Source organism: Streptomyces sp. NPDC035033, from assembly GCF_040636735.1.
Taxonomy (GTDB): Bacteria; Actinomycetota; Actinomycetes; order Streptomycetales; family Streptomycetaceae; genus Streptomyces.
In genome coordinates this window covers 1-24,051 of the sequence record NZ_JBEZUZ010000066.1, presented here as the reverse complement: position 1 = coordinate 24,051, position 24,051 = coordinate 1, and the positions used below count along the sequence as shown (strand labels likewise).

The window sequence follows — 24,051 nt, the reverse complement described above, 5'->3', positions numbered from 1 at the left end:
GTACGAGTCCGGCGAACGGCCCGCCGCCCCGGCCCACCACACCGTCGTCCACGACACCGGGGAGGCCACCCGTGGCACCGCGCATCGGCTGGGGGCGCAAGCACGTCCCGATGGCAGCGAGCAGGGCGGGCGACGCCCTGCTCGTCCATCCCAGGGACGCCCTTGACGACCGGTCCCGGGCGTTCGCGGCCGGACTTCCGCCGGACGAGGGGAACGCGCTGGTCGTCCTCGACCTGCCGGCGGACTCCGGGCGTGCGGCCTGGCGCCAGGTGGCCTCCCTGCTCGAAGAGCTCGAAGGCCCTCTCCGCATGGTTCCGGGACGCCCGCCGGACGAGGACACCCGCACGGTGGGGCAGTGGTTCGCCGACCGGCTGGGCCGTACGGTGCTCCTGCCCGACGGGACCCTGCGCGTCGCCCGCGGGGGCGCCCTCTACGTCGCGGCCGAGGAGGGAAGCGGGTGGCTGCGCTTCTCCCCGGACGCCTCACCGGTGCGGGTCTCGCAGCGCTATCCCGCACCGGTCTGGGAGCCGCTCGTCCCCGAGCGCCCGTGGAGGGTGAGCGAGCGGACCGTGGTGGAGCCCCTCCCGGCCGGCATGTGGGTGCGCGTCACGGCGGACGCCCCGGACCTCGCGGCGCACCGGCAGCGCCTCGTCGCGGCCGTCCAGCCGCGGCGGGACCTGCTGCCGGTCGCGGTCGGCAGCCCGGGCGGAGAGCCCGTCCCCCTCCGGGACGTGGCCCGCTACTGGGACTCCGTGCGGATCGCGGCCCGGCCCCTCGTGCGCTTCTTCCAGTACGGTCCCGTGGACGCCGCCCGCCCCGAACCCCTCGGACAGTCCCTCGCCGACCTGCTCGACCGACCCGTCGACTGCTTCAACGGCCTTCCCTCGGGCACGTGGCACCGGACGGAGACGCACGTCCTCGACGGGGACGGCAAGGAGACCTGGCACGCGTTCGCCCAGGAAGTGCGCTTCCACCCCCGCACGGCCCCCGGTGCGCCCGCCCCCGCCCCCAAGGTGCTGGCCCACCGCCGGCCTCCGACGGACGGGGACGAGGTCGCTCCGGGAACGTACGCCCTGGAGTCCGGAGCCGTCCTGGAAGTGGTCCAGAGCGGTCTGTGGGTCAGACCGGCCGCCGTCCCCGAGGGCGCGGAGGCCGTACGGGCCCTGCCCCCCGATCCGCACCGTGCCTCGCTGCTGCACAGCGTGGTGCCGCCGGACTCGGAGCGCAGACTGCGCGAACTGGCCCACCGGGTCCTGCTCGACCTGGACGCCGAGACCCGGGCGCTCTCGCTCGTCCTGCCCGCACCGGGACCTGCGGCGCCCGAGGACGACCGGTCGCCCGGCGGCACCGTCCCCGGCCTCCCGCCGTCCGTGCCGGACCCCGACACCGAAGCGCGCCGCCCGGCGGGTCCGCCGCCGGTGCCCGCCGGGACGGTGGCGTCCTCCTCCCCGCGGACCGTCTCCGCGGCCGCCGGGGGCCTCCTCCCCCCGCGGCCCGTCCCCGACGGGCTCCCCGAACCCACGGCCGAGGCCGCCGGACGGTTCGCGGCGGCGGTTCCCCCCGCGCCGGAAGATCCCCCGGACCGGACGGGCCCGGCCGGGACGGAGGGCCCGCCGGCCCCCGCGGCGGGCGTGACGCCCGCCGCGAGGCTCGGTCCCGGGACCACGGGACGCGAGGCCGCGTCCGCGTCCCTCCCGGCGGGAGAAGCCGGTCCGGGAGCGGCCGGTCCCGAGGGCGCCGGGCCGTCGACCGAGCGGCCGGACGAGCCCGCCGGGCCCCCGGGTGCGCCCTCCGCCGCAGGCCCCGTCCCCGTCCTGCTCACCGGGGACGACGCCCTGCTGAACGGCCTCGTGGACCCGGCGGGGGAGGAGGAGCGGACCGGCGCTCCGGCGGTTCCCGGGGCACCGGTGGAACGCTCCTCCTCCCTCCCCGTCCCTTCTCCGGCACCTTCCGGCGTGCGCGTGCAGCCGGTCCCCCCGTCCGGGACGAGGACCGTCGCGGAGACCGACGAACTGGATCCCGCCCGTGCGGAGCTGCGCACCTCCTTCGGCGCCGACTACGACACGGCGGCCGGCTCCGTGCTGCGCACCCTGTCCGAGGTACCGGGGCTGCGCGGCCCGTCGGGCGACGGCGAAAGAGCCGTCGCCGACCTCACCGCCGCCCGGCTGTACCTGACGGGCACCATGCCGGAGCTCGATCGGGAGCTGCGCGCGGGCACGCCGGGCACCCGGCCGGGAACCGCCCGCTGTGTGGTCGCCGGCCTGCGGCGGCTCCCGTCGTACCGGGGCGCCGCGATCATGCGGACCGATCTCGGCGACGCGGAGTTCGCCTGGTTCCGCGGGCGGACGACGGTCGTCGACTGGTCCCTCACCACCGCCCTGATCCGGGTGGACCCGTCCCAGCAGGGCAACACCGATCTGCTGTTCTGGGCGGCCACCGCGAGGAGGACGGCCCTGTTGGACCGGGCCTTTCCCACCCGGGTCGTCTTCCTGCCGGAGACCCGGTTCACCGTGCTCGCGGTGCGGGAGGACGGCGGGCGCCGCAGCGTGTGGCTCCGGGAGGCGGCCGCGGGGGAGGCGGCGGCCGAGGGCGGCGGCACGGGAGGGCTCCAGGCGGCCGACCAGGCGGCCCTCGTCGGCCTGGAGCAGGCGGTGGAGAAGTGGGCGGCCGACACCGGCCGCCCCTCCGGCCGTCCGGCGGCCTCGCTTCCGTACCGTCCGACCGCCCCCGGCCTGGTGACCGCGGGCGGCGACGGCTCCGGCACGTGAGCACGTGACGGGGGCGGACCGATGCCTCGGCCGCCCCCGTCGCGTCCTCACCGGCCGGATCGCTCCCCGGTGGACGCCGCCTGCGCGAGGTGGACCATCGTCGCCTTCCGCCGCGCGACGTGGAACGCCCGCCCCGGCGGCAGCAGCTTGGGCCGGACGCCGTCGACGAACATGCCTTCGGACGGCGGACAGGACATGACCAGCTGGGTGTTGTTCGCCTCCGCGATCCGCCGCAGCAGAGGATCGTTCATGCCCCGTATGGCGTTGGCCGACGCCCGGGCGACGACGAAGTGCATCCCGACCTCGTACCCCAGAGCGATGTAGGGGAACAACGGCTGGAAGGCGTTGTCGAGGCCGTTCTCCACCAGTTCGTAGTCGTCCACGAGGACGAACAGCCGCGGCCCCGACCACCAGTCGCACAGGCGCATGCGGGACGGAGGGACGTCCTCACCGGGCATGCGGTCGTGGATCGCCTCCGAGGCGCCGTGCACGTACTCGCGCAGGGCGTCGACGGTGACGGCGTGTCCCAGGCGGTACTCCTCCGGCACGGCCTCCACGAGTTCGCGCCGGTAGTCCACCACCAGGATGCGGGCCTCCGCCGGCGAGTACCGCGCGACCAGTGCCTGGGCGAAGACGCGCAGCAGGTTCGTCTTGCCGCTCTCGGTGTCGCCGACCGCCACCAGGTGGGGGCTCTCCATGATGTCGTGCCACAGCGGGCCCAGCTCCGTCTCCTCGACCCCCAGGGCCAGACGCGTTCCCGAGGGGGCGGGCAGCCCGGTGGCCGGCACCTCGGTCGGCAGCATCCGCACGGCCGGCGCGCCCGCACGCGCGCCCCAGTGCTCCCTGACCGCGGCCACCAGGGCCGCCGCTCCCTCGGCGAGGTCCTCGGTCTCGGAGGAGCCGTCGACGCGCGGCAGCGCGGTGAGGTAGTGCAGCTTCGACGCGGCGGTCAGGCCCCTTCCGGGAGCGTCGCGCGGGACGGTGGCGGCCTTGCGGCTGTCCACCGTCGAGTCCATCGGGTCACCCAGGCGCAGTTCGAGCTTGGTCCCGGCCTGATCGCGCAGGGCGGGAGACAGCTCCATCCACCGGCTGACCGCGATCACCACGTGGATCCCGTAGGTGAGGCCGCGCTGGACCAGCTTGCCGACCTCCTCGACGAGGCCCTCGAAGTCCTGCTTGACCGTCGCCCACCCGTCGATCACCAGGAAGACGTCGCCGAGCGGTTCCTCCGGGAACTCGCCCGCCGCCCGTCGCCGGCGGTACGCCGCCATGTTCTCGACGCCGTGTTCGAGGAAGAACCGCTCCCTGCGCGCCAGCGCCGTACCGACCTCCGCCACGGTCCGCTGGACCCTCTCGGGATCCAGCCGCCCCGTCACGCCGCCCACATGGGGCAGCCCGGCCAGTCCGGTCAGGACCCCACCGCCGAAGTCCAAGCAGTAGAACTGGACCTCCCGCGGGGTGTGGCTGAGGGCGAGGGAGCACAGCAGGGTGCGCAGGAGGGTGCTCTTCCCGCTCTGCGGGCCGCCCGCCAGCGCCACATGGCCGCCGGCGCCCGACAGGTCCACCCGCAGCAGGTCCCGGGTCTGCTCGAAGGGCCGGTCCACGACGCCCACCGTGGCCGTCAGATGCGGTTCGACGCCCCGTCCGGCGGTGATCAGCCCGCGTTCGGGATCGGGTTCCAGCGGGGGCAGGAGCTGGTCCAGGCCGGGGGACGCCTCCAGCGGCGGCAGCCAGACCTGGTACGCGGGCGGCCCGGAATCGTGGAGCCGGTCCACCGCCACCGCCAGCAGGCTCTCCGCGCTCTCCTCCACGACCGGCGCGGCCGGCCGCTCCGTCTGCCGGGGCACCACCCACTCGGCGCTCCACGGGACGATCTGGCTCGCGGCCCGCGCCTGCGAGGCGGTGCGGTCGCGACCCCGGTAGGGACCCGACACGTACGCCGCCCTGAACCGCAGCAACTCCTCGGTACCGCTCTTGAGATAACCGTTCCCCGGCTCCGGCGGCAGCTGGTACGCGTCCGGCACCCCCAGCACGCCCCGGCTCTCCATCGCGGAGAAGGTCCGCAGACCGATCCGGTACGACAGGTGCCCTTCCAGCTGGTGCACCCGGCCCTCGTCCAGACGCTGGGAGGCGAGGAGCAGGTGCACGCCGAGACTGCGGCCGAGCCGGCCGATCATGACGAAGAGGTCCATGAAGTCGCGGTGGGCGGAGAGGAGTTCGCTGAACTCGTCGACCACCACGCACAGGCTGGGCAGGGGAGTCAGCGGCGCGCCGCCCGCCCTGGCCCGCTCGTACTCCAGTGCCGAGACGTAGTTGCCGGCCTGCCGCAGCAGTTCCTGGCGGCGCATCAGCTCTCCGTGCAGGGCGTCCCGCATCCGGTCCACCAGCGCGGCCTCGTCGGCCAAGTTGGTGATCACCGCGGAGACGTGCGGCAGCGTGTCCAGACCCAGGAAGGTCGCGCCGCCCTTGAAGTCCACCAGGACGAAGTTCAGGCGTTCCGAGGAGTGCGACAGGGCGAGCGACAGCACCAGGGTCCGCAGCAGTTCGCTCTTCCCGGAGCCCGTCGCGCCGATCAGCATCCCGTGCGGACCCATCCCGCCCAGCGCCGACTCCTTGAGGTCGAGCTCCACCGGCGCGCCGTTGGCCGCCACCCCGATCGGAACCTTCAGGTGCCGGCTCTCGCCGCGCCCCCGCCACAGGGCCGCCGCGTCGTGGCTCCGCAGGTCGTTGATGCCGAGCAGGTTCGTCAGCTGGACGTCGCCGCCCAGCCCCTCCCCGCCGTCACCGCCGCCGGACGAGGTCCGGAAGGGGGAGAGGGCGCGGGCCAGGGCGGCGGCGCCGTGCCGGCCCAGGGCGTCCGGTGCGCCCAGCGCCGTCGCCTGTTCCCGCCGGTTGCGGTCCGTGCGGATCAGCTCCAGCCCGTCCTCCCCGACCCGCAGCCGCAGGGTGGTGCGGCCCGCCCGCCAGCGGAGTGCCGAGGAGAGGTCGACCGCCACCGCGTTGCGGAAACCGGAGCCGTCGAAACGGTGGCCGGCGGGGACGTTGCCACCGTCGATCACGACCACCACCAAGGGCTCCTCGCGGCCGGGAGAGATCGTGGGGTCGAATCCCGCCCGTTCACCGAACTCGGCCCCGATCAGGTCCTCCAGCTGACTCATCGAACCGGCGACCATCCGGGTCTGGCCGGCCCCGTCGCCGGCCTGGGGGTGCTGGGCGTGGGGAAGCCACTTGACCCACTCCCACTCGCGCTGTGCCTCCGGCGAGACGCAGAGGGCGATCCACAGTTCGTCCGGGCTGTGGAACGCGGCGAGCTGCGCGACGAACGCCCGCGCCGTGTCCCGCACCCGGGCGGGGTCGCCCTGCAGCAGTACACGGGACCACGCGCGGAGGTAGAGCGCGATCGGCTGGTCGGGGATGGACGTGTACGCCCGGATGAAGCTGCGCAGGGCGTGCGCGGACAAGGGCTCCAGGTCCTCCACCGGACGCGTCGACACCGGCGCCAGGCGCAGTCCCAGCCGCTGCTCGCCGACGGCGATCCGCACCTCCGCGAAGTCCTCGTCGGTCCCGCGCCGTTCCCACTGGCGGCTGGTGCCCACCAGCGAGACGAGCGCCTCGGGGTGGGGATGCTGCCAGAACAGCGCGTCGCGCTGCTCGTCGATCGCCCGGCGCACCCGTCGCCGCACCTGCGACAGGTAGCGCAGGTAGTCACGCCGCTGACCGTTCATCTGGGTCTTGCGCTCACCGCGCCGCTGGACGACCTGACCCACCATCATCATCACCGAGGAGCCGGCCATCATGCCCATCGCGACGTAGTTCAGGGCGGAACTCTGTCCGGGGCGCAGGAACAGCACCATCATCGACATCGACATCATGGCCATCGGCATGAACGTCCACAGCGCCGCCGAGTTGGAAGCGGCCTCCGGCATCGCCGGGGGCTCCTGAAGACTCACCTCGCCGTCGGGCATCTCCGGCCCCCTGCGGCGGGCTGGACGACGGAACAGGACCACGCTCAAAGGGGCCTCCAGGAGGGTGACGACGCTCGCCGGGCCGGTGCGCGGGGTTCCTCCGGGAGGACGACGGGCTCCACGGGGCGGCACTCCGGGCAAGGAGACAGGGCGGACGGTGCACGCCCTGCCGGAGGAAGGGACGACCTGACGGCGGTGTCGCGACCATAGCAACGTCCGGCGCCTCTCGGCCGCCGTCGACGGGGCCGCGCCCCGATGTCCGCCCTTGAAGGAAGGAAACCCGTGGCCGAACGCGCATCCGCCGGACCGATCCGGATCACCGTCGAACTGCCCGAGCAGACCGCAGAGTTCTCCGTCCCGCCGGGAACGACCGTCGCCGACCTGCTGCCCACCGTCCTCAGGATCGCCGGGAAGGACACGGTCGAGTCGGGCGTGGAACACGGCGGATGGACCCTGTTCGACGCGGCGGCCTCCCCGCTCGACCACGAGGGCACGGTCGACGGACGGGACGGCGCGGTACTGCGTCTGCGGCCACGGGCCGACGCCCGGCCGGAGCCGCCCTACGACGACCTCGTCGACGGCATCGCCGCCAGCATGGACACCTTGGGCCACCACTGGAGCGACCACGCCGCCCGCCGGGTCCTGCGCTGGTCGGCCGTGGTCTTCACAGCCGCCCTGTTCGTCCTGCTCCTCCTGTCGGTCCCCGCGACGGACACCGGACGGGCCGGTGCCCTCACGGTGGCCGGCACGGCCGCCGTCCTGGCACTGGCGGGCGGCCTGGCCGCCTCGCGCGCCGCGGGCGACCCGTCGACCGCGGTCGTGCTGGGCGTGACCGCGGTGGCCTTCTGCGCGCTGGCGGGATGGCTCGTCCCACCGGACCCCGACGTGTGGCGGCCCTCGGCGGAGCGACTGCTGCCCGGCGCCGCCGGCGTCGTCGGCGGCGCCGTGGTGGTGATGGTCGTGGTGGGCGTCCGGCCGATGCTCTTCGCCGCCCTGGTGCTGCTCGGGGCGGCCGCGGCGCTGGCCGGAGCACTGGTGGAACTGGTCGGACTGTCCTCCGGCCGGGCGGCCGCGACGGTGGCCCTCGTGGCGCTCGGCCCGGGCGCCTTCGCGGCGCGCCTCGCCGTCCAGTTGGCGGGGCTGTGGCCCGCGCCACGGCCGGGCGGCGAAGGGCGTGCCGCCGACGACTGGCGTGTCGCCGTGCTCGCGGGGGCCCGGTCGGTGCTGGCGGCCGCCTGTCTGGTGCTGGTCGTCGTCGGTGACGCCCCCGGCCTCGCGCTCGCCGCAGGACTCGCCCTGCTTCTCTTCCTGCAGTCGACGGCGCCGGGCGGCCCGCCGGAACGGCTGACCGCCCTCGTACCGGCCGCCGCCGTGGCCGTCGCGCTGATCCTGGCGACGGCGCTCCCCGCGTCACAGACCGTCCGCTTCGCCGTCGCGGGAGGGTGCGTCGCGCTGGGTCTCGCCATGATCGCCTTCGCGGCGGCGTGGGGGCGGACGAAAAGGGCGGGAGCGGTCACGCGCCGCCTCGCGGTGGTGCGTGACGCGGTGGTGCGGGGACGGGCCTCCCCGTGGGGGCGCGTCGCCGGAGCCGTGGTGCTGCTGTTCCTGGCCGCCCGGGTCCTCGACGTCCGCGGGCTGTTCTCGTGAGCGTGCCCCGGGACGCCGGTCGCGACGCGATTCAGTCAGGTGACGTATCGACTGTTCCGCGGCACCGCGCGATCCTCGTGACGAAACCCTGAGCAGTTCCACTGTTCCGCGAGGTGGCCGGAGGGACGCTTTCCCCCGAGCCCCCCGCGTGGTCCGCCAGGACAGGGCCGGGAACACGAGCGCGCGGTGCCTCGCCCGCCGTGAGGTGCCGGCCCGGTGACTCTGTCTTCGCAGCGCCCCGTCCCGCCGTGACGGGAACGGGCGACTGCTCCACGAAAGGGGAACGCTGTGGCCGACGGCACCCAGTCGAGCTCATCAAGTGACAACCGGAAGATCGCCGATCGCATGCTGCAGGGCGTGGACCAGATCACGGCGGTGAAGAACACCGCCAAGGAGCAGGCCTCGGCGCTGAGCAGCGCCTACCAGGGCGAGGACGGAGCGGCCTTCCAGAAGGTGCTCGCCGACTGGGACGCCTCGGTCCAGAAGGTCGTCAACGGCCTTCGGACCGTGGCGAACAACATGGTCGACACGCACGACGCCGGGCAGCGGAAGATGGTCAGCGACGTCACCAGTTCCATCAGGTCGCACGGCGCGAAGAGCGACCTCATCGGCCGCTGACCCCCTGTCGCCGACGGGCTCCGCACGGCGCCGGTCCGTCACCTCCTCTGTATCCCCCCGGAAAAGGAAAAGCCATGCCAGCTACGCCCGGGCAAGACTTCGGCTCGATCTTCATCCAGTACGGCGCCACGGGGCAGGTCGTCGAGACGCTCTTCAACGCCAGCAACAAGATCGAGGCCCTCCTCGCCGACACCCACGACGCCGTACGGCAGTGGGCCCCCAACGCCTCCGGCAACGCGGCGGCGAGCTTCGAGGCGAAGTTCCGCGAGTGGCAGACCATGCTCGACAACGCGCAGAAGACGCTGCTGTCCCACGCCGGTCTGCTGGACGAGATCGGCAGCGCGTACCAGGGCTTCGACCGCAGACTCGCCGACAGCTGGGACGGCATGGCGATCTGACGTCCCGCGCGGCGCGGCCCGCCGACGGGCCGCGCCGCGCCGGTCCTCCCGTCCCCGTCCCCGAAGGAGCGCACGTGCCGATCACCGCCGACCTGACCAAGCTCGACGCCGCCGCCCTGCAGAGGTTCGTCGACGGCCCGGTCACCGACTTCGTCAACTCGATCCTGCAGGCCCGCCGTGAGCACGGCGGACAGATCTCGGTGGGCGACATCGCGAACGGCTACACCAACACGGAGAACGTGGCGCTGCGCCGGCCGCTCGCCATCGGCTTCATGGCCGGCGACGACAGCGTGCACGGTGCGTCCCTGAACACCAACACGGTCAGCGGTGCCAAGAACATCGACGACATCCTCAAGGGCCAGCAGCAGAGCTACCAGCAGCTGCACGACGGCCTGATCAAGCTCATCCAGGACTTCCTGCAGAAACAGCACCAGCAGTTCGACCGGATCTCCGCGGAGGAGTTCCTGGACCACATCACGGTCGCGACCACCGACAACCCCGCCCACACCGGTGCGAACACGACCCGTACCTGACCCCGTACCCGATCCGTCCGCCCGGCATCAGGAGCGCCCACACCCATGCCCGACGACCACTGGGGCCCCGCGGTCCGCCTGCTCACCGGCTTCACCATGCCCGAGCGGACCAAGCTCTTCGACGACCAGAAGGGTGGCGACGACTCCTCCACCCCGATGATGAACGTCCGGGTCAAACAACTCGGGGGAGGGGTCCTCCCTCCCGAAGAGATGGGATCGGACGGGTCGGGCAACCACTGGACCCTGTACGCCTACAAGGACCGCGGCGGCACCCTCTACCTGCACCGCATCTCCATCGACTTCCTCTGGGACGTGAACAGCGGCCCCGCGCGCCCCGGCAGCAACCTCTACAAGTACATCCTCGGTCCGCTCCCCATGCTGATCAACCTGGCCTACCCGCCCCACTCCACCCGGGGGCTCGCCTTCGACGGGACCGCGGTCGAGGACATCAACTCCGTGGTGCTGGAGTCCTTCTCCGAAGCGGCCGGGGCATGGGACCGGGCGGCCCAGTTCTTCAAGGACCGGGCGGCCGACCTCAAGGAATGGCACGACAGCCTGAACCGCGCCGACGCCGCCTGGCAGGGCACGGCGGCAGGTGCCTTCCGTACGGTGCTGGACACCGCGGCCAAGAACGAGAACGCCTACCACGACCAGCTGTCCCCCCAGGGGTTCGGCGGGACGCACGACGCGCTGTTCCCCGTCCACGGCCGGCCGCGGTCGGTGACGCGGCAGGGCGACGCCCTCATCACCGCCCAGCACACCGTCCAACAGGCCGCCTACCAGATGCTGGCCGCCTGGCAGAACTGGGCGGCGCACCCCAACTCCAATCCGCTGCACGTCCTCCACACCCAGGTGCACGGCCTGGCCAACTGGCTGCTCGACCACAACATCAGCCAGGTCCTGCACTACCAGCAGTACAACACCACGGGAGCGGGCAACCTGGAGCGCGAGTACGTCGGCGCCGGCCCCGGCTTCCAGGACAGCGTCTCGGACTGGGGCGACCTCACCGAGACGGCCACCTGGGCCCGCATCGGCCAGTGGTCCGCCGACTTCTGGGCGCAGACCGTGGACAGCATGCTCAGCCCCGTCGGACAGTTGCAGACCAGCACGGTGAACAACGCCTTCATCCAGGCGTCCGACGCGCTGAGCATGCAGGTGACCACCCGCCACACCGGTGACGCCAAGACGACCGGGAACATCCGCGAGGAAGCGAACAAGGCGAGGGCGGACCTCAAGAAGGACCTCGGCGCGGACGGCGGGGGAGGGGGCGAGGGCGGTCCGGACGTCGACACCGGTTCCCTGGGCGCGGACGGCGCGGGCGGAAGCGGCGGCGGAGAGGACGGCACCGGCGGGGGAAGCGGCGGCATCCGTACGGACGTGTCCGGGATCAAGGGACTGCCGGACTCCGTCGGGGGCGGCGCCGGAGGCGGCGGGGCGGCCCAGGGCGCCGACGGCCTCGGCGGCGCGGGCGCGAGAGGCGCGGGGGGAGGCGGCTCGGGCGCGCCCGGCATCGACCCGGCCGAGATCGCGTCCGACGCGGCCGGCGGCGCGGGCTCCCTGACCGTCGCCACCGGTCATGACGGCACCTCGCTCCAGGGCGCCGGAAGCGGTGGGGGAGGAGCGGGCCTGTCCGGCCTGCCCGGTCTGCCCGGCATGCCGGGCGGGGTCACCGGAGCGCAGGGCGGGAGACCCGGCAGGGACGACACCACGACGGTGGTGACGAGTCCGGGCACCGGCCTGACCGGCGGGGGCGGCAAGTCACCGGCCGGCGGCCCCGTCCGCAACAGCGACGGCAGCAGCACCGTCACCTATGCCGACGGCAGCAAGGTCACGACGTGGCCGGACGGGACGACCGTCACCACCTCGCCGGACGGTACCACGGTCCGTGACAACCCGGACGGCAGCTCGGTCGCCATCGACAGCGACGGCTCGCAGATCACCACGGCCGCTGACGGCACCGTCACCTCCGTGGCGTCCGACGGCACCGAGACCGTCCGCCGCCCCGACGGCACCCTCTCCGTCACCCGGCCGGACGGCGTCACCACCATCACGGGACGCGACGGATCGGTCACGACCGTCCAGCCGGACGGTTCCTCCGTCACCAAGCACCCCGGCGGCCTCACCACCGTGACCGACAAGAACGGACACTCCTCGGTCCACGGCCCCGACGGTTCCCCGCTCTTCCCGGTCAAGGAGACGCGGCTCACCACCGGCCACGTCCCCGGTTCCGTCTCCGAGGCGGCCGGTGCCGGGGGAGGCGCGGGACACGGCGGCTCCGGGAACGGCGCGGGAACAGGAGGCAGCGGCGGCGGCCTCCGCGTCCCCGACTACCAGGACGACGGGTACGACGTCGCCACGGACTTCGGTGACTACGGGGGCACCGGTGACGAGGGCCGGACCGGCGGCGGCTTCACCGGAGCCGGCATGGACCCGGCCGCCGTGGCCGCCGCGGCCCATGCCGGCGGCATGGGGATGGGCGCCCTGGGCATGCCGGGCATGGGCATGGGCGGCGGAGCGGCGGGGGCGCTCGGTGCCGACCGGATGCGCGAGGTCATGGGCGACGCCGGCGCGTCGGGCGGTCGTGCCGGCCAAGCCGGCGGACCGGCCTCGGCCGCGTCCTCCGGCATGCCCTTCATGCCGCCCGGCGGCGCGCCGGGCGGAGGACAGGGCACCGAGAGCAAGGACCGCGAGCGGACCAACTGGATGGCCGAGGAGGAGGACGTCTGGGGGGTCGAGACGGACGGCAACCCGGCGGTGATCGGCCGGGTCGAACAGGTCCCCGCCGCCACGCAGAACCGCTACATGACAGGAGAACGCTGATGCAGTCCTTCGAGGACCGGCTCAAGGAGGCCGAAGACCTCCTGGCCCGCGCCGAGGCCGCCGCGGCGGCGTCGACCGAGACCCTGCGCGCCGCCAGGCTCAAGGGCGTCTCCCAGGACCGCTCGGTGGAGGCGACCGTGGGCGCGGGCGGCGAACTGCTGGACCTGCGGTTCCTGAACCAGCGCTTCCAGTCCATGGCGGGGCCGCAGCTCGCCGCGACCATCCTGGACGCCGTCGGACAGGCCCGCCGCAAGGCCGCGGACGCGGTCGTCGACGCGGTGCGGCCCCTGGAGGAGATGACGCCCGTCTTCGACGGCATGCCCGGCGCCGAAGGCGGTGTCCAGGGCCTCTTCAAGGAGCTGCTCGCCCAGCTTCCGCCGGAACCGGGCCGGAGGCCGGCGGCCGACGGCCACCTGCGCGACGAGATCGACGACGAGGACGCCGAGGACGGCGGCGGCCACCGGCCCGCCACGTCCTGAGACCGGCGGCCCGAGACCACACGGAGGAACTCCCATGGCGACGGAATTCAGCGCGAACCCGGCGGGCGTGGCCAAGGCCGCCCGGCTCCTCGACCACATCAGTCAGCAGGCCGGCGCCCTCGAGAGCGATGTCGACCGCCTGTTCGTCCGTGCGAAGGGCTGGACCGGCGACCCGGACCAGCCGTACGGCAAGATGGCGGGGCCTCCCTGGGACCGGACCGAGCGGGCCATGAGGGAGGTCGTCATCGCCGCCCTCCGCGCCCTCCAGGCGGCCGCTGACGCCACCTTGAGGACCGCGGGCAACCTGACGAACCAGCAGGCCGAGGCCACCGGGACGATCCAGGGCACCCCCCGCCGCTGACGCGGCAGTTGACGGCGGGCCCCGACCGCAAGGGCAGCGGCACGGGTACGCAAGGGCCGGATCGGGCCTTCGGAGGGCTCACGGGCTCCTCCGCCGCGGGCCCCGCGGGCACACTGTCCGGAGCCGGCCGGGGCCATGGGACGGCGTCCGTACGGACCTGATCCCCCCCAAAAAAATCCGGAGCCCCCGGAGAACCGGAACACCACAGGAAAGGAGCGACGCGCGCATGCCCGAACAGCAGATCGAGCGCGGCTCCTTCCTGTGGCTGCTGATGACCGCCCTCACCGGGCAGGAGCCCCTCACCGCCTCGTGGACCAAGGCGCTGGGCAGTTCGCAGGACGCCGAAGAACTGGGGCGGCTCTTCCTCCAGCTCCGCGACTCCATCGACGAGTACCTGGACCTCGCCTCGCAGCACCTGCCCGGAGACACGGCGCAGAACTACCGCCGCGTCCTGGGTGTCTTCGGCACGAGCGGCGGCGACGTCCTCGGCAAGTTCGGCACGCAGACGGACGGGCTCTCGGAAGGCCAGAAGAAGCAGGCCGTCCAGATCAACAAGGAGAAGAAGTCCCAGCAGGCCGAGCTCATCCAGCTCGCGATCGAACTGGTCGTCCTGGCGGCACTCGAACCGTTCTTTCCCGCCTGGGTCTCCGCCATGCGGGTCATCCGCATGGCCCGCACCCGCATCCGACTGCTCCTGGGACTGCTGCGCCTCATGCAGCTGGGGCGCATCGCCTACTACGCGGGCGTGGAGGCCATCTCCGAGGTCCTCACCGAACTGGCCGTCCAGCTGCACGTGTCGGGCTCCGCCACGCCCAAGGAGATCCGGCAGCGCAAGGTCGACTGGTCGGAGGTCGGCCAGGCGGCGGCCGTGGGCGCGTTCGTCGGCGGCTTCGCCGGCCCGGTCCACCACGTCCTCTCGGGAGCGCTGGCCTACAAGCTCCTCACGGGCAAGGACCTGAACCTCAACCCGAACAACTTCTGGAGCATCTTCACCGAAGGCATCGCGGAGGGGCTGCTGGAGGGCGCCATCGGCGTGGCCTTCGGCGGTTCCTTCTCGTGGCAGGACCTGATGGGCACGGTGGGCAGTGTCTTCAGCGAGCACGGCATCTCGACCACCGTCGAACAGCTGAAGGAGAAGACGGGCTGGAACGACCTGGCGGCGGCCTTCGTCAACCGTGCCCGGGACATCGACACCGCCGGGAACGGAGCCTTCGGCGCGAACACCGTGGGCGCCGGCGGCGGGCCCGGCGACGTCTTCGGCATCGGCCCCGCGGCCTCCCGGCCCGCCGAGACCGACGGCGGGACGAACGGCACGTCCGGCGACGGGGACGCCCGCACCTCCGGCGCGTCCGCCGACCACCAACAGGACGAGACCCGCGTCCCGTCCACCACGGACGGCGCCGGCACCTCCACCACGGGCGACGACGCCACCTCCGCGGCGGGCGGCGCCGGCACTTCCGCGACCGCCCGCGACGTGACCTCCACGCCCGGCCGCGACACCCTCTCCGCCGCCGACCGCGACGCCGCGTCCCCGTCGGAGACCGGCGGCACGGCCACGGCGCACCACGCCGGAACCCCGGCGGACACGCCCGGGACCGCCGGGGAGCCGGCCGGGGCCGGCGGTGCGGACCGTCAGGAGAGCACGGTCACCGCCGTCGCCGGTGGCGCCGCCGGGCTGGCGCCGGCCGCCGCCGCGACGACCCCCGCCACCTCCTCGACCTCCTCGACCTCCTTGGCCCCCACCGGTCCGGTGGGATCCGCGGGCCGTCCCGGGACGGCCGAGACGTCCTCCTCCACCGCACCCTCCGAGGAGCCCGGCGAGCGGGCGGCGCAGCAGCGCCCCGGCACCGAGGCCACCACGGACGCACCGGACCGCGGCCGGCAGACGGAACAGGACCCGGCACGGGCCCAGGACGGACGCCCCGCCTCCCACCCGGCCACCACCGGGACGGCCGCGGAGACGGCAAGCTCCGCCGGAGCGACGGCCGGCGGCGTGCACGGCGCCTCGGACCCGGCGGCCACGGGGGCCGAGGCGGCCGCCGCCGAGCCGCCGGTGACCTCCACGGACGTCACCCCGCAGGTGGCCGGCACCGACGCCGGGACGGACGCGTCGTCCACCGTGACGGGCATCCCCGCCGCCGAGGCGCCGGTGACCTCCACGGACGTCACCCCGCAGGTGGCCGGCACCCCCGCCGGGGCGGACGCGCCGTCCACCGCGACGGGCACCCCCTCCGGCTCCCCCGCCGCCGAGCGTCCGGTCACGCCGACGGGCTCCCCGCTCGTCACCGGCCCGGCGGACGACGGCGCCTCCGGCGCGGTCGCCGGCACTCCCGCGGCGGCGCCGCAGGCGCCCGTCGCCCCCTGGCCGGCCGCCGCGCCCCAGGCCCTCCCCGAGACCGGCGCGCCCTCCGCCCGGCCCGCCCGAGAAGCCGCTCCGGACGACCGGAACGCCCCCGGCGGCACGAAGGGGACCGCGAGGGCGCTGGACGCCCTGCTCGGCACCCTGCCCGCGGGCCGCCCCGCTCCCGCGGCCGACGCCGCGCGCTGGCGGGCGGACCTGCTGGCCGCCCTCGCCGCCGAACTGGAACCCGGCGCCCGGAGCGGTCCGCGCCCCTTGCTGGCCGAGGTCGAACGGCAGGCCCGGACGGTCGGCACCGACCCCGCCGGCTGGCTGGCACGGATCCTGGACACGACGCCCGCGACTCCGGCGGGACCGGACAGCGGGCCCCGGCTGCGGGCGCTCGTGGCCGAACTGACCGCGCGGACCGATCTCCCCGGCACCCAGGACGACAGGCTGCTCCTCGCCCTGGCCTCGGCCCGCGACGGGCTGAGCGTGACGGTGGAGGAACCGGACGGACGGATCACCCGCTACGGGGAGGCCCGCCCGACGGCCGTACGGCTGACCGCTCCCGACCCCGGCCGCGGGCTCACCGCCTGGTCGGCGCCCGGCGCCGTCCCGCGGCCGGCCGCGGAGACGGAAGGGAAGGGAAAGCACCGGGCGCAGGACGGCCGGCCGCGACGGGACTGGGGCCCCGGACAGCTCGCCGCGTGGATGAACCGGTGGTCGGAGACGTCCCCCGGGCGCTCCTCCCGCCGGACCCCCCGCACGGCCACGCGGGCGGCGGAGACCGAGCGCCTGTGGGACGACCTGCGGGCCGAGACCGGCGAGGAGACCGCACAGCACCTGCTGAGCGACGCCTGGCTGGAGCTCCGCGCCTTCCTGCCCGACCCGGTGCTCATCGGGGCGGACAAGGACGCCGAACGGCAGCGCCGCCGCGACGCCGTCGTCCGCATCGCGCTGGCCCTCCACACCGACCCGGACCGGACCCGGCAGGTCCTGCTGGCCGTGCCGGGACGGCTGCCCGCCTCCCTGATGACCGGCCGCCCGGGCGCCGGCAGGGGGAAGAAGAAGGCCGGCGACCGTTCCGCCGCGGGCCCTTCGGGCTCCTCCTCCGCGGCCGCGGGCCCTTCAACGGAACCGGAGGCGGCGCCCGGGCCCTCCGACCCCGCTTCGTACCGCGCCGTCGCCGAGGCCGCCGTCCGGGCGTACCAGGACTCCTGGTTCAGCCGGCACGAGCGCTACGACCACGGACTCGGCACCCACGACGCCGAGATCACCGAGGCGGTGCAGCGGCGAATGGCGACGGTGCTGCCCGCCCTGCGCGATCCGCTCGGCCGGGCCCCCACGACCGAACTCGCGAGGATCTTCCTCACCCGGGTGCCGGTGTCGCGGTCGACCGCGCCGGCCGTCGACCGGCTGCTCCAGCACCGGACCGTCCTGCGGGCCGCGGTGGAACTCCCCCCGCTCGCCGACCTGCTGCTGGCCCACCCGGCACTGACGTTCCCCCTCGCCCACCACCCCGAACTGCTCGAAGCGCTCACCGGCCCGGCGGGACGGTTCCGGATCTCCCGCCTGATCGACCATCCCGCCGCCGTCCGGCTCCTGGCCACCCGCTCCGACCTGCTGGCGGCCATGGAAGCGGACGCGGAGTTCCGGGACGGAGTGCTCGACGGCCCCGACGTGCTCGTCGCGGTCGAAGGCAGCGTCCCCCTGCTGCACCGCGTCCTGGACGACTGGTCGCTCAGGAAGGCCCTGGTCGCGACGCCCGCTCTCGCACGGGCCGTCCTGGACGACGCGGACCCCCTGGGCACGCTGCGCACCCTGTCCGCGTTCAGCGGCCTCACCGTCGACATGGGGCGGCCCGCCCGAGGGGCCGCCGCGACGCCGGACCGCCTCTCCGAGCTCGCCCTCCGGCAGGACCTGCGGAACGCACTGCGCAGGAACCCCGCCGTCCAGAGGTACCTGGCCTCCCACCCCACCCTGCTGCGGACGGTGGCACGGGATCCCGGCCTGCTCCCCCTCATGGCGGGCGCTCCCGACCTGCTCCTGGCACTGGAGGAGAACCCGAGGCTCGCCGAACGGCTGGCCGGGGACGCGGGGCTGCTGCGCGCGGCGTTCCGCAACCCCCACCTGGCCGCCGCGCTCATGGCCCGCCCCCTCCTGCTGGACGGCCTCCTGCCCCCCGATCGCCACGAAGAACTGCGGCGCGTGCTGCCCGGCGTACGGGGCCCGGCGCCCTTCGCCCCCGTCACCAGGGGCGACGCGACGGTGCGCCGGCTCGCCTCCCTGCCGTCGCTGCGACCGCTGTTCTCCGACAGCGTCGACGGCAGGGCGCTCCCCTCCCCGCAGGTCCTGCGGGTGCTCCAGGAAGAACCGGACTTCGTCTCCTTCCTCCTGGCCCACCCCGGCCTGGCGGACACGCCGGTGACGGCCAGGCGCCTCTTCCTGTCCACCGAGGCCCCCGTCCGGCGGAGACTGCTCACCGACCCGTCCCTCCTCCGCCCGCACGTGCTGGCCCTCTTCCTCCACGCGCCCGACAGGCTCGCGTCGCTCAGCCCCGTCGACACCGCACGACTGGCGGCGGCGGACCCGGAGCTGCTGCGCGCCGCCCGGCGCGACTCGGGAGTGCGCGACCTCCTGCTCAACGCCAACGCCGCCCGCCAGGTCCTGTCACGCACGGGTTCCGCCCTCACCCCCCTGCTGACCGGCGACAGCCTGGTCCCCCGCCTGCTGAAGCGGGAGGAGAGCCTCTGGGACCTGCTCCCGGAACACGTCTCCCTGTTCCAGGCCCACGACGGAGTCTTCGTCCGGCTGGCCGCGGGCCACGCCGGCCTGGCCGACGCCCTGCGCGACCACCCCTCCCCGCGCACCCTGCTGATCCACGACCGGCTGCTCGAAACGCTGGCCGGCGGAACGAGCGAGGGCACCGCCGCGCACTGGCGGCGCCTCTTCGACGACCAGGACCTGATGTCCGTCCTGGGCGCGCCCGAGGGACTGCGGCTGGTCGGTGACCTCCTGCGCCACGGCCTGCTCGCCGAGGCCCTCGCGCGCACGGGTTTCCTGGACCGGGTGAAGGACACGGCCCGGCGCGCCGTCCTGACCGGGGCCACCGAGAAGGCCGCGCTGCGCCGGCTCGTCGAGGAGAGCGGCCCCAGCACCATCACGCCCACCGGTCTCATCGTCCACCCCACCGCGATGCGCGCCGCCGAGGCCATCGTCCTCGGCGGCGACCGGGGCCGGGCCGTGCTCGACGCGATCCTCGCCGACGAGGCGGCCACGGCCCTCCTCGGCGGCCCCGTGCGCATCCACGCGGTCCGGCTCATGGTGCAGGACACCCTGCGGCCCATACCCGAGCTGAGGAACGACGCGCCCACCCTCGCGGCGCTGCTCACCGTCCCGGAACTGGCGGACGCCGTCTACGCCCGCCCGGAGCTGGTCCGGGTCCTCGCCGACCCCCACCGCGCGGCCATGGCCGCCGTCCACGGCAACCGCCTGCTGAGCCGATCACTGCGCGACCACGACCGCATGGCGCTGCGGTTCATCGCCACCGACCTCATCGCCAGGGCCATGGTGACGGACGGCGGCCGCATGTCGATGGTCGTCAACCCCGACATGGTGGGTCTGATCGAGAACAACCGGGTCCGCGAGGTGATGCAGGGGAAGCGACAGGTCTCCAACCTCATCTCCCACAGCCCCGCGGCGGCCCGGTCGATCACGGCCGACTTCGACGTCTTCCGGCGGCTGAGCGAGGCACCCGCCCTCGCGGAACTCCTGGAAACGCTCGGCGAGGGCCCCTCACGGGTGAACAACCTCCAGCGCCTCAACGCGGGACTGCCCCCGCTGCCCCCGGCACCCCGGTCCAGTTTCGAGCCGGATCACGAGCGCGCCGAGCGGCTCATCGAAGCCGTGCTCTCCAGCCCCCGGACGGTCGACGTCTTCGCCGCGGACCCGGGCCTGCTCGAAACGCTCAACCGGATCGACCCGCTCCGCGACGCGCTGGCGTCGAGAAGCCTCCCCACGGCCGACCTCCTCCCGCTGCTCACCCGCGCCACCCTGACGACCCTCGTCGAGGAACCCGGGCTGACACCCCTGGCGCTGAGCAGGCCGGAGCTCTTCCCCCTGCTGGCCCAGGTCCCGGCCCTGCACCCCCACATGCTCGGCGACGGCCCCGTCGCCTGGCTGCTGGGCCGCCCCGGTGTCGCCGCCGCCCTCGCACGCGAACCCGACTTCCTGCGGGCCCTGGCCGACTCCGCGGACCTGCGGGCGGTCGTCGGCGCCCACCCCCGGCTGGCCGAGCAGCTCGCCGAACGCCGCCCCACCGCTCTGGCGCTCGCCTCGAACCCCGGGCTCCTGCACGCCCTGCGCCACCAGCGCCTCCTCCACGAGGACCAGCAGTCCGACAGCCCGCTGTGGCGCGCGATGGCCCGCGTCCCCGCCCTCGCCACAGCGGTGGGCGAGGCGAACCTCGACGTCCTCCGCAGGCTGCGCCGCAACCCCGACCTCCTGGCCGCCTTCGAACAGCTCCCGCGGGAACGGGCCGAGGCCCTGCCGGCCGGCGTCCTGGGCGAACTCATCACCGACCCCGAGCTCCCCAGCCTGCTCAACCAGCGCCCGCAGGTCGCCGCCGCGCTGCTCGCGGAGCCCGGCGTCCTGGCCCGGGCCACCGGCCGGCCGGCACGCTTCAGGGCGGCCCTCCAGAACAACGCGCCGCGCGCGTCCCGGCGATCCGCGGACCGCGACCGGTCCGTCGACCTCCGTCCGCTCCTCACCGCGCTGGACCGGCCCGACCCGGCCGGTCCCCGCGCGGCCGAACGCCCGGTCGCCCCGCAGGCCACGGCCCCCTCCGGCCGAGGAGCGGGACGCGCCAGGAACCGGCGGGAGGACGGGGCGCCGCGTCCTCAGGGCGACACCGCCCCGCCCCCCGCCGCGCGGGACGCGGCGCGGGCGGTCGCCGAGCTCTCCGCGGCGTTTCCCGCGCTCGCCCCGGTCGCGGCCCTGCTGCCGTCCCTGGCCGCCGACCTCATGGAGGCGCCCGCGCTCCTCGCCGAACTGCGGAACGACGGAGGCCTCACCGCCCGTCTGGCCGACCACCCCGAACTCCTCGTGCTGGCCGCCGCCGACCCCCGGGTCCTGGCCGACCTGCTCGCGGAGGACGGAGGCCGCCCGCTCTCCTTCGCCGCACACCTGGAAGGGCGGGGCGGAACGGGGGCGACCTTCGAGGAGGACCTGGCCGCCTACCGCCGCAGCCTCGGCCGCCGCGACCTCGACGTCCTCGGAGCCCGTACGTCCCAGACCGTCGCCCGCCTCCGCTACCTGCTCGCCCCCGTCTGGGAGCGGACCCGGGACGCCGCCGACCAGGCCGTCCGGGAACGGCGCGCACGCCTCAACGCCCGGGACCACGGCACCTGGGAGCTCAGCGGCCGCCTCCACTACCGACACGGGCTGGCGGACACCTTCACCCCCCTCCAGCTCCAGCAGCTGCGGCGCGCGGCCGAGTTCGGGGAGGGACTGCGCGACGGCGGCGCGGGCCTCCACCACGGCATGCACATCCACCTGGACAGCGGCCAGCACGGCGCCGCCCTGGTCTACTTCTTGGCCGAGGACCACCGGGTGGACACGTTCGTCTACTCCAAGGCGGGCAACCGCCTGGGCAACGCCTACAACTGGCAGGGCTGGCCCGGCCACAGCTCCCACCCGCCCCTGGTCCTGGAACTCCTCTCGTCCGAAACCCTCCTGAAGGAATCCGTGGAGCGCCTGCGACGGCTCACCCGGGAAAGGGAGGAGGCGAGGGCACGGGCCCGGGAGGCCGCCGGCCCCGACACCACCTCGAGCGCCCCGGCACACTCGCCGAGCGGCGGAGAACCCCGCCGGGTCCGCCCGGGCGCGCGGTCCGCCGACCCCGTCCGCCCCGAGGACTGGAAACCCCTCGCGCAGGGACTCCCGTACGCCGAGCACCGCACGGAGCGGTACGACCCCGCGGCCGGCGGCGACGTCTGGGCCGGCGGCCGCCCCCTGGAGCTCCCGCAGGGGACGACGCTGATCCGGGCCCGCCTGCGCCGGGTCCAGGCCCGTGACGGCCGCTGGGTGTTCGACGTCGTCGTGCCGCTGCCGGTCGCCCCCGTCGGCATGACCCCCGACGAGGTGGACCGCTTCGCACGCCGCTACCAGGACGTGCTCGACCGTTACGTCAACAGCCAGGGCTTCGTGCTCGGTTCGGGCGACCAGCTGCACCTGTCGGCCGCGCTGACCGTCGACCCCGGCCACCCCGACGCGATCGCCCTCGGCGGTGGGCTCCCGGCCGGAGGCACGCCTCCCGCCCCCCGGCAACGGACCCTCCACCCCGGCCACTCCGACGCGGAACTGCTCCACGAGTACTTCCACTACGTGGGCCTCGGCCACGGGAAGGCGGCTCCCGGCGCCCTGCTGGCGCCCCGGTCCACCGCGCCGGAGGAGGCCGGCGGCGTGATGGACGACGTCCTCAACCCGCTGGGGCTGACGCTCACCCAGGGCCAGCTCGACCAGGTGGACGGGCTGAAGGCGGGCGGCCCGCTCGTCCCCGAGTACCCCCTGTCCCGCACGTACGGCACCTCCGGCGCGGCGCTGCTGCGCGACGGACGGCTGGCGGGCTGGGACCTGACCGGGCCCGCCGGGAGCGACGACCGCGTCCTCGCCGACGCCCCGGGCATCCACCGTACGGCCGACGTGCCGCTGGACCGGTCAGGACGTCCGGCGGTCGCGGGGGTGCTGCACCACCGGGCCCCGTGGCGGCGAGCGGACGGCCGCGCGGGCGACCCCTACCTGCTGCGCGTCCGTCCCGGCAGGGCGCCGGGCCGCCTGGTGCTCCCGGGGCCCGGGGGAGACCGGGAGGTGGAGGCCGGGGAGTTCGCGGCCCACGCCGCCCGGCTGCCCGGCATGGACGGCGACCCCACCGCCCCGCTCCTCCTCCTCGCCGACGCCCCCTTCGACGGGCTCGAACCGGCCCGCGCGCTGGCCGCCGTCACCGGCCGGACCGTCTGGGTCCACACCGGCCGCGCCGACCTCGTCCCCCTCGCCGGAACGTCCGTCTCCGCCTCCGGACCCCTCGCCGTCTCCGTGTTCAGGCAGCCCGGGGGAGCGCCCCGGCAATGGCTCGCCGTCCTGCCTCCGCGGAGCACCGGGGCCGCGGACACCGCCCCGGCGTCCGGCCCGGCCGGCCGGCCGCTGCCTCCCGCGGAACCGCTGGAGACCCCGGCGGGAACGCTCCGCCTCGACACCGGCCGGCGGACGCCGGCCGGTCGCCCCGCCGCGTCCTCCGCCGGACCGGTGAAGGCCCGTCCGCTGCCGGTCGTCCCGGCCGGGCCGGCGCGGGCCCGCGCGTTCCCGGTCGTCCCCGGCGGCGCCGGACCGCTGCTGGTCACCGAGGACCGGCCCGGCAGCGCCGCACCGCTCCGCCCCCGGCGCGTCGACGCGCGGGAGCTTCCCGCCCTCCGTCCGGCCGCCGAACTGAACGCGTGGCTCCGTGAGCACCGGAAGGACGGCCCCAACCTCCTGCTCCCCGACGACGGCACGCTCACCCCGCGGGACCGGGAGCGGCTGGACGCGTGGCTGGATCACGTCCACTCCGAGACGGAGGTCTGGCACCGTCTGGGAGAAGGCAGGCAGCCGTGGCTGCGGATCGTCGCCTCCCCCGCCCCGGACGGCGGCCCCCGGCCCGCCGTGGCGAACCTCGCGCGGCTGCTGCGCGAGGAGTCCGCGACGCGGCTGCGGCGGAGCGGCAGGACCGACCTGCCCGATCCGGCGGCCCGGCTCGAAGTCTCCCCGCCGCACCCCTCGGTCGGGGACATCGGTGCGACCGTCTCGGTCAACCTCTACCGCCCGACCGCCGACCAGCGGCCGAAGGACCTCTTCCCGGCCCCCGCGCAGGCCGTCGCTCCCCGGGAGAGCGCCCCGGCGGGCTTCGCCGTCCCGGTTCCGGCGCCGTCCGCCCCCCGGCCGGAACAGGACGCCCGCCCGGTGGACTTCGCGTCCGCCGCCACACCGCCCCCACAACCGCTCCCGCGAGCGGAGCGCGCCACCTCGGCCCGCCCGCCCCTCACCCTCCGCCCGGCGACGGACCGCCCCGGGCAGGCGGGCCCGGCCCGG

Annotated in this window: 10 protein-coding genes; 9 read left to right on the top strand and 1 reads right to left on the bottom strand. The window is 75.0% G+C overall.

The features are described 5' to 3' along the window. Positions 1 to 71 precede the first annotated feature (71 nt). Positions 72 to 2,768: a hypothetical protein gene (locus tag AB0E83_RS24395; RefSeq protein WP_362115633.1), complete on the top strand. Its 2,697-nt coding sequence runs from the start codon at positions 72 to 74 to the stop codon at positions 2,766 to 2,768. 47 nt (positions 2,769 to 2,815) lie between these two features. On the opposite strand, the gene eccCa is transcribed toward AB0E83_RS24395, so the two are convergent. Beyond that, entirely contained in the window at positions 2,816 to 6,733 is a 3,918-nt protein-coding gene (eccCa, locus tag AB0E83_RS24390; protein WP_362115630.1) for a type VII secretion protein EccCa, read from the bottom strand. Between the two features lie 282 nt (positions 6,734 to 7,015). Here eccCa and AB0E83_RS24385 point away from each other — a divergent pair, with 282 nt between their 5' ends. The 8 genes from AB0E83_RS24385 to AB0E83_RS24350 all read left to right on the top strand — a co-directional run. Next, complete coding sequence (locus tag AB0E83_RS24385; RefSeq protein WP_362115627.1) at positions 7,016 to 8,380, top strand: EsaB/YukD family protein; 1,365 nt, start codon at positions 7,016 to 7,018, stop codon at positions 8,378 to 8,380. 288 nt (positions 8,381 to 8,668) lie between these two features. Next, complete coding sequence (locus tag AB0E83_RS24380) at positions 8,669 to 8,998, top strand: WXG100 family type VII secretion target (RefSeq protein ID WP_362115624.1); 330 nt, start codon at positions 8,669 to 8,671, stop codon at positions 8,996 to 8,998. Between the two features lie 74 nt (positions 8,999 to 9,072). Next, positions 9,073 to 9,396: a hypothetical protein gene (locus tag AB0E83_RS24375; RefSeq protein ID WP_362115620.1), complete on the top strand. Its 324-nt coding sequence runs from the start codon at positions 9,073 to 9,075 to the stop codon at positions 9,394 to 9,396. A gap of 74 nt (positions 9,397 to 9,470) precedes the next feature. Beyond that, on the top strand, positions 9,471 to 9,929 hold the full coding sequence (locus tag AB0E83_RS24370; RefSeq protein WP_362115617.1) for a type VII secretion system-associated protein: 459 nt from the start codon (positions 9,471 to 9,473) through the stop codon (positions 9,927 to 9,929). 45 nt (positions 9,930 to 9,974) lie between these two features. Beyond that, on the top strand, positions 9,975 to 12,749 hold the full coding sequence (locus AB0E83_RS24365) for an AAWKG family protein (protein ID WP_362115614.1): 2,775 nt from the start codon (positions 9,975 to 9,977) through the stop codon (positions 12,747 to 12,749). Continuing rightward, positions 12,749 to 13,228, top strand: a complete 480-nt coding sequence (locus AB0E83_RS24360; protein WP_362115611.1) for a YbaB/EbfC family nucleoid-associated protein — start codon at positions 12,749 to 12,751, stop codon at positions 13,226 to 13,228. The genes AB0E83_RS24365 and AB0E83_RS24360 overlap by 1 nt, the downstream gene beginning before the upstream one ends. A 34-nt stretch (positions 13,229 to 13,262) precedes the next feature. Next, positions 13,263 to 13,589: a hypothetical protein gene (locus AB0E83_RS24355; RefSeq protein WP_362115608.1), complete on the top strand. Its 327-nt coding sequence runs from the start codon at positions 13,263 to 13,265 to the stop codon at positions 13,587 to 13,589. A gap of 226 nt (positions 13,590 to 13,815) precedes the next feature. Then, the coding region (locus AB0E83_RS24350) for a hypothetical protein (protein ID WP_362115605.1) at positions 13,816 to 24,051 on the top strand (10,236 nt) is incomplete at its 3' end.